Here is a 4929-nt window from a genome sequence, read left to right as displayed (position 1 = left end):
CCCTGGGACGGCGTCCGCGACTGCACCTCCTTCGGCCCTCCGCCCCCGCAGGGGAACCAGCTCCTGGGCGCGGCGCCCTGGACCCCGGGGACGTCCCTGGACTGCCTGTCGCTCAACGTGTGGACCGCCGCCCGCGAGGGCGACCGCGCCCCCGTGCTGGTGTGGATCCACGGGGGTGCCTACATCGTCGGAGCGGCCTCCGAGATCACCTACGACGGCACCCGGCTCGCCGAGAGCGGCCTGGTCGTGGTGGGGATCAACTACCGCCTGGGCTTCGAGGGCTTCGGTCACGTGCCCGGCCGCCCCGACAACCGCGGTCTGCTCGACCAGGCCGCCGCCCTGCGGTGGGTGCGGGAGAACGTCTCCGCCTTCGGGGGAGACCCCGACAACGTGACGGTGGCGGGGGAGTCCGCCGGGGCCGGTTCGGTCGCGTGCCTGATGGCCTCGCCGCGGGCCCGGGGCCTCTTCCGGCGCGCGATCGCGCACAGCGTGCCGGGGGACATGCTCACCCCGGACACCGCGCGGCTGGTCTCCGAGCGGATCGCCGCGGCCGCGGGCGTGCCGCTGGAGGCGGAGGCCCTGGCCGCGCTGGCACCGGAGAAGCTCCTGGAGGCCACCGACGCGGTGCTCGACTCCGCCCCCTCCGGCGGCTCGGGGGGCGTGCGCACCAAGCCCTTCACCTGCTTCGCTCCCGTGGTCGGCGGGCCCGACCTGCCCGAGGCCCCGCTGGAGGCGGTCGCGCGCGGTGCCGCCTCGGGGGTGGACCTGCTGGTCGGCCACAACGCCCACGAGTACCGGCTGTTCACCGAGCTGGGGCAGAGCGTGGAGATCGACGACGAGTCCGCCCTGGCGGTGACCGCCTCCCGCCTGGGGCTGGGGGAGGACGCGGTGGCCGCCTACCGGTCGGTGCATCCCGGGGCCACGCTGCGCGAGCTGTTCGCCGCGATCCAGGGCGACGCGCTGTTCTGCGAGTACACGGTGCGCTTCGCCGAGGCGCACGCCGCGGCCGGGGGCCGCGCCCACTTCTTCCGGCTGGCCGCGGAGAGCCCGGCCATGGAGGGGCGCCTGGGGGCCTGCCACGCCTTCGACCTGCCGTTCGCGTTCGGCAACCTGGACACCGACTTCGGGCGGTTCCTGCTCGACGGCGAGCCCAGCGAGGCCCACCGGGCGCTGTCGGGGCGGATGGTCGCGGCCTGGCGCGACTTCGCCGCCACGGGGGACCCGGGCTGGCCCGCGGTGACGGCCGGGGCCACCGCGGTCAAGGTATGGGACGCCGACGACCTGCTGCACGCCAGTGACTCCTCGCCGGTGCGCGCGCTGTGGGCCGGGGTGGCCCTGGCTCCCCGGTAGGCGGGCTCCCCGCGCGGCGGCCGGTGCGCCGTCCCGCTTCGACCCGCGGCCGGTAAAGGTTGGGAAAACGCCTCGCGGTCCGGTCGGGACGGGTGGGGGAGAGGGGCATCCTCACAGGTAGGAATGGGTGGCGCCGGTGGCCGGGGCGCACCGGGTCTGCGGTGCGGGGGCGTGGCCGCCGGCTGGCACCACCCCGCCGGAGGTGCCCGATGACCACGAACGTCTTCGTCCTGGGGCTCGACGACCAGAACCGGGAGGTCCTGCGCTCGCTGCCCGCCGAACGCGGCTACCGCTTCCTCCAACTGCTCGACCTCGACGAGATCGGCCAGGACCGGCCGGTGGACCTGCCCGCGGTCCTGGCCCTGGCCGCAGGGAGGCTCGACTCCTTCGGGGAGGGGGTCGACGCGGTCATCGGGTTCTGGGACTTCCCGGTCAGCTCGCTGGTGCCGCTGCTGTGCCGGGACCGGGGGCTGTCGTGCGCGCCCCTGGAAGCCGTCGTCCGGTGCGAGCACAAGTACTGGAGCCGTCTGGAGCAGCGCGCCGTCATCCCCGAGGCCGTTCCCCGGTTCGCCGAGGTCGGCCTCGACACCACGGCCAAACCGGAGGGGCTGTCCTACCCGCTGTGGGTCAAGCCGGTGAAGTCGTGCTCCTCCGAACTGGCCTTCCGCGCCGCCGACGACGCCGAGTTCCGTGCGGCGATGGACCGGATCAGGGCGGGCGCCGGACGCTTCGGCACGTCCTTCCAGTGGGTGATGGACCTGCTGCGGCTGCCCCCGGAGGTGGCCGGGTGCGGGGGCACGGCCGCGCTGGCCGAGGAGGAGGCCACGGGCGACCAGCTCACCGTCGAGGGCTACGTCCGTCGGGGCGTTCCCCACGTCTACGGGATCGTCGACTCCCACCGCTATCCGGGCACGTCCAGTTTCCTGTGCTACGAGTACCCGTCCAGGGTGCCCGAAGAGGTCGGCGCGCGCCTGACCGAGCTGTCCGAACGGGTGATCTCCCGGATCGGCCTGGACGACGTCACCTTCAACATCGAGTACTTCCACGATCCGCGCAGCGGCGACGTCCGGCTCCTGGAGATCAACCCGCGCCACTCCCAGTCGCACGCCAGGCTGTTCGAACTGGTGCGCGGGGTGTCCAACCACGAGATCTGCCTGAGGGTCGCGCTGGGGGAGGAGCCCGAGCTGGAGCGCGGCGGGCGGTACGCGGTGGCCGCCAAGTGGTTCCTGCGCCGCTTCCGCGACGGCTTCGTCGCGGCGGTGCCCACCGCCGAGGACGTCGCGCGTGCGGAGAAGACGGCGCCGGGTACGAAGGTGGAGATCGTCGCGCGCCAGGGCCAGCGGCTCTCCGACCTGCCCCTCCAGGACAGCTACAGCTTCGAGCTGGCCCAGGTGTTCGTGGGCGGCGGGGACAGCGAGGAGTGCGAGCGCAGGTACCGGGCCTGCGTGGCGGAACTGCCCTTCACGGTCCATGACACCGACGACGTCCGACAGGAGGGGGTCCGGTGATGAGGACCGTCAGCGACCTGCCCCACGAGGTCCGCGAGGACGAGTACGTCCTGATCCCGATCAGCGACGGGGTCCGGCTGGCCGCGCGGATCTGGCGTCCGGTGGGGAGCGAGGAGGCCCCGGTGCCGGCGGTCCTGGAGTTCATCCCGTACCGCAGGCGCGACCTGACCGCGCAGCGCGACTCGGTGCACCACCCCTACATGGCCGGGCACGGGTACGCGTGCGCCCGCGTGGACCTGCGCGGCAGCGGCGACTCCGAGGGGGTGCTCACCGACGAGTACCTCGAACGCGAGCTCCTGGACGCGGAGGAGGTGCTGGCCTGGCTCGCCGAGCAGCCCTGGTGCGACGGCCGCACCGGAATGATGGGTATCTCCTGGGGCGGGTTCAACGCCCTCCAGGTCGCCGCGCGGCGGCCGGAGAGCCTGCGGGCGATCGTGACCGCCTGCTCCACCGACGACCGCTACTCCGACGACGTGCACTACATGGGCGGGTGCCTGCTGGGGGACAACCTGTCGTGGGCCTCCACGATGTTCGCCTACAACTCCTGCCCGCCCGATCCGGAGCTGGTCGGTGAGCGCTGGCGCGACATGTGGCACGAGCGGCTGGAGCACAGCGGCCTGTGGCTCGACACCTGGCTGCGCCACCAGCACCGGGACGCGTACTGGAGGCACGGTTCGGTGGCCGAGGACCTGGACGCGATCCGGGTGCCCGTCATGGCCGTCAGCGGGTGGGCCGACGGTTACTCCAACTCGGTCTTCCGGCTGCTGGAGGGGTTGAGCGTCCCCCGTCTGGGCCTGCTGGGCCCCTGGTCGCACAAGTACCCGCACCTGGGCCAGCCCGGCCCCGCCATCGGCTTCCTCCAGGAGGTGGTGCGCTGGTGGGACCGCTGGCTCAAGGGCGTGGACAACGACGTGATGGACGCGCCCGTCCTGCGGGCCTGGATGCAGGAGAGCGTGGCGCCCTCCACCTCCTACGAGGCCCGGCCGGGGCGCTGGGTCGGTGAGCGGGAGTGGCCCTCGCCGGAGGTCGCGCTGGTACCGCGCGACCTGGGCGCGGGCCGGGTGCTCGCGGAGGGGGAGCCCTCGGGGCGGGAGGACGTGCTGACCCTGTCCTCCCCGCTGTCCACCGGACAGCACGCGGGCAAGTGGTGTTCGTACAACGCCCCTCCGGACCTGCCCTACGACCAGCGCGAGGACGACGGCGGGTCCATCGTCTTCGACAGCGTGCCGCTTCCCCGGCGCTTGGAGATCCTCGGCTCCGCGGTGGTCGAACTCGAACTGGCGGTGGACCGGCCCGACGCGATGGTCGCGGTGCGGTTGTGCGACGTCGCGCCCCAGGGGCAGGCCACGCGGGTGACCTACGGGCTGCTCAACCTCACCCACGCCGACGGCCACGAGAGGCCGCGCAAGCTCGTGCCCGGGCGCCGGTACCGCGTGTCGGTCCCCCTCAACGGTGTGGCCCAGGCATTCCCGGCCGGGCACCGGGTGCGGGTCTCGGTCTCCACCTCCTACTGGCCGCTGGTGTGGCCCTCGCCCGAGCCGGTGACCCTCTCGGTGTTCCAGGGGGAGCACACCCGTGTGCTGCTTCCGGTGCGTCCGGTCGAGGGCGGTGGTGACGGGCGGGGTGTGGCCGCTTTCGGGGAGCCCGAGGGCACCGCCCCGATCGCGACGAGCCGGATCGCTCCGGGCGAGGAGCGGTGGGACCTGACCCAGGACCTGGTGCGCTACGGGGCCGCGCTGGAGGTGGTCAAGGACCTGGGGACGGTGCGCTTCGACGACATCGGCCTGGAGGTGACCCGTCGGGCGGAGGAGCGCTACAGCAGGGTCGGCGACGACCACGACTCGGTCCGTGGCGAGGCGGTGTGGACGATGGGCTTCGCCCGCGGCGACTGGTCCGTGCGGACCAGGACCCACACGGTGCTCACGTCCACGGCGACCGACTTCCACCTGCACGCGACGTTGGACGCCTACGAGGGCACGCGGCGCGTGGCCACCAAGATCTACACCTCGGTGATCCCGCGGGACCACGTCTGACCCGGGCGGGGACCGGTCGGGTGCGACCGGTCCCCGCC

Annotated in this window: 3 protein-coding genes; all 3 read left to right on the top strand. The window is 73.4% G+C overall.

Annotation, left to right across the window (positions count from 1 at the left end):
- Positions 1-1350: carboxylesterase/lipase family protein (locus tag DQW06_RS03475; RefSeq protein WP_117197948.1), on the top strand; the 1350-nt coding region annotated here is incomplete at its 5' end.
- A 209-nt stretch (positions 1351-1559) separates the two neighbouring features.
- Positions 1560-2858, top strand: a complete 1299-nt coding sequence (locus DQW06_RS03470; RefSeq protein WP_117197947.1) for an acetyl-CoA carboxylase biotin carboxylase subunit family protein — start codon at positions 1560-1562, stop codon at positions 2856-2858.
- Positions 2858-4891: a CocE/NonD family hydrolase gene (locus DQW06_RS03465; RefSeq protein WP_013153930.1), complete on the top strand. Its 2034-nt coding sequence runs from the start codon at positions 2858-2860 to the stop codon at positions 4889-4891. Before DQW06_RS03470 ends, DQW06_RS03465 begins: the two co-directional genes overlap by 1 nt.
- Positions 4892-4929: the final 38 nt, after the last annotated feature.

The sequence above is a fragment of the Nocardiopsis sp. TNDT3 genome (genome assembly GCF_003427465.1).
Classification (GTDB): Bacteria; Actinomycetota; Actinomycetes; order Streptosporangiales; family Streptosporangiaceae; genus Nocardiopsis; species Nocardiopsis dassonvillei.
This window is presented reverse-complemented; position numbering and strand designations above follow the sequence as displayed.

Coding starts and splice junctions, on each gene's coding strand:
- DQW06_RS03470 (WP_117197947.1), top strand. CDS start 1,560: ATGACCACGAACGTCTTCGTCCTGGGGCTCGACGACCAGAACCGGGAG.
- DQW06_RS03465 (WP_013153930.1), top strand. CDS start 2,858: ATGAGGACCGTCAGCGACCTGCCCCACGAGGTCCGCGAGGACGAGTAC.